The following is a 2,650-nucleotide window of genomic DNA, read 5'->3' as shown; positions in this document are numbered from 1 at the left end:
GACGCTGTCCCGGCTGCGTGGCGCTTTCGCGCTAGGCTTCATTTTTGCCGGCGACGACAACCTTCTGATCGGCGCGCGCAACGGGCCGCCGCTCGCGATCGGCCATGGCGAGGGCGAGATGTATCTCGGCTCGGACGCGATCGCGCTCGGCCCGTTCACCGACATGATCAGCTACCTGGAGGATGGCGACTGGGTGGTGCTGACCCGCGACGGCGCGACCATCTACGACAGGAACAACGACGCCGTTCATCGCGATCCGATCAAGCACGGCCCCGCGACGTCGCTTGTCGACAAGGCAAATTATCGCCATTTCATGGCCAAGGAGATTCACGAGCAGCCCGAAGTGGCCGGTCACACCCTGGCGCGCTATGTCGACATGGCAACCGAGCGCGTCGCGCTGCCGGCAAGCCTGCCGTTCGATTTCCGCGATATCCAGCGCATCTCGATCACCGCCTGCGGCACCGCGAGCTACGCCGGTTACGTCGCAAAATACTGGTTCGAACGCTTGAGCCGGCTGCCGGTCGAGCTCGATGTCGCCTCGGAATTCCGTTACCGCGAAGCGCCGCTGCGCAAGGGCGACCTCGGCATCTTCATTTCGCAGTCCGGCGAAACCGCCGATACGCTGGCGGCGCTGCGCTACGCCAAAGAGCAGGGGCTGCATACGCTCTCGGTCGTCAACGTGCCGACCTCGACCATCGCCCGCGAAAGCGAGACGGTGCTGCCGACGCTGGCGGGACCGGAGATCGGCGTCGCCTCGACCAAGGCCTTCACCTGCCAGTTGATGGTGCTGGCCGCGATTGCGGTGGCCGCGGGCAAGGCGCGCGGCGAATTGTCCGACGCGGACGAGGCCAAGCTTGTCCATGGCCTGGTTGAAATCCCGCGCCTGATGGCGGCGGCGCTCGCCACCGAGCCGCAAATCGAAAAACTGGCGCGCGACATCGCCAAATCCAAGGACGTGCTCTATCTCGGCCGCGGCACCAGCTATCCGCTGGCGCTGGAAGGCGCGCTGAAACTCAAGGAAATTTCCTACATCCACGCGGAAGGCTATGCCGCCGGCGAGCTCAAGCATGGGCCGATCGCGCTGATCGACGAGAACATGCCGGTGGTGGTGATCGCGCCATATGACCGCGTGTTCGAAAAAACCGTCTCCAACATGCAGGAAGTCGCGGCCCGCGGCGGCCGCATCATCCTGATGACCGACGCCAAGGGCGCCGCCGAGGCGAGCGTCGAGTCGCTGGTGACCATCGTGATGCCCGACATGGCCGCGACCTTCACGCCCATGGTCTACGCCATCCCGGTGCAGCTGCTGGCCTATCATACCGCCGTCATCATGGGCACCGACGTCGACCAGCCGCGCAATCTGGCAAAGTCGGTCACCGTCGAATAGACCAACGATCCAGGCCGCTTCGTCATGCCGGGCCTTCAAAAGTCTGCTAGAACGCCTTAACTGGCATTCAGCGCCGGCGCGCTTGACGGACCTGGAATCTCGATGAACCGCAACGACTTGCCTCCGATAATGCCTCCACCAGGTGAGCTGCCGCCGGACCCTCCGCGCGGCTTCATGGCCCGTTTCCGCAATTATTTCCTGACCGGCCTGATCGTCGCGGGCCCGATCGCGATCACCTTCTATCTGACCTGGTGGTTCGTGACCTGGGTCGATGGGCTGGTGCGGCCGTTCGTGCCCGTCGCTTACCGGCCGGAAACCTACTTGCCGTTCGGCTTGCCCGGCTCGGGACTGGTTGTTGCCGTCGTCGCATTGACGCTGCTCGGCTTCCTCACCGCGAACCTGATCGGCCGCACCCTGGTCGACCTCGGCGAAAAGCTGCTGGGGCGGATGCCGGTGGTGCGCGCGATCTATCGCGGCCTGAAGCAGGTGTTCGAAACCTTGTTTTCGGCACAGGGCTCGAGTTTTCGCCGGGTCGGCCTCGTTGAATTTCCCTCGCCGGGGATGTGGTCGATCGTGCTGATCTCACAGCCGCCGAGCGTGGAGATCGCGGCCAGCCTTCCCGGCCAGGACGAGCATATCTCGGTATTTTTGCCCTGCGCGCCGAATCCGACCACCGGGTTTTTCTTCTATGTGCCGAAGAGCAAGCTGATCGAGGTCGAGATGAGCGCGGAGGATGCCGCAACGCTGATCATGTCCTGCGGCGTGGTGCAGCCGGGCTCCGATCCGCAGAAAAGGATCGCAGCGTTGGTGGAGACCGCGAATGCGGCACGGGCGGCGAATGCGTCGACGCTGAAGCCGGTGCCGGCGAAGGTGGATTGAAGTTGAATCCCGAGACGAGAACATTGCTGGAGCGCGTTCAAGCCTGGCCGGAACAGGATCAGGAAGAACCTGCCGGCGTCGCCCGCGAAATCGAATCGCGTTGCAGTGGCGTGTACCGGTTGTCGGATGAAGAAAGAACTGCGGTACGCGCGGGAATGGAAGCGGCGCGCCGAGCCGATTTTGTGGCGGAAGACGAGATGGACGAATTTTATCGCTCGTCTTAAAGCCGTAGTCACATATACCGTCGTCATCCTGAGAGCTTGTGAATCTATTGATTTTTGCGTTTTCCGACATGAGTCAAATCAAAGACTTAGGACCCGCAGAAACGTCGAAATTCGAATAGATTCACAAACTCTGAGGAGCCGCGCGCTTGCGCGGCGTCTC

3 protein-coding genes are annotated in these 2,650 nt (G+C 62.7%); all 3 read left to right on the top strand.

The annotated features are described in order from the left end of the window. A partial coding sequence (glmS, locus tag VGP39_RS20160) for a glutamine--fructose-6-phosphate transaminase (isomerizing) (protein WP_327569856.1) occupies positions 1–1,387 on the top strand: 1,387 nt, incomplete at its 5' end. A 102-nt stretch (positions 1,388–1,489) separates the two neighbouring features. After that, positions 1,490–2,266: a DUF502 domain-containing protein gene (locus tag VGP39_RS20155; RefSeq protein ID WP_327569855.1), complete on the top strand. Its 777-nt coding sequence runs from the start codon at positions 1,490–1,492 to the stop codon at positions 2,264–2,266. Then, positions 2,263–2,490: a hypothetical protein gene (locus VGP39_RS20150; protein ID WP_327569854.1), complete on the top strand. Its 228-nt coding sequence runs from the start codon at positions 2,263–2,265 to the stop codon at positions 2,488–2,490. The genes VGP39_RS20155 and VGP39_RS20150 overlap by 4 nt, the downstream gene beginning before the upstream one ends. The last annotated feature ends 160 nt before the right edge of the window (positions 2,491–2,650 follow it).

Origin of the sequence: Bradyrhizobium sp., from assembly GCF_036009065.1 — a bacterium.
Taxonomy (GTDB): Bacteria; Pseudomonadota; Alphaproteobacteria; order Rhizobiales; family Xanthobacteraceae; genus Bradyrhizobium.
This window is presented reverse-complemented; position numbering and strand designations above follow the sequence as displayed.

Excerpts from the sequence above, each read along its gene's own strand:
- VGP39_RS20155 (WP_327569855.1), top strand. The coding sequence starts at position 1,490 with ATGAACCGCAACGACTTGCCTCCGATAATGCCTCCACCAGGTGAGCTG.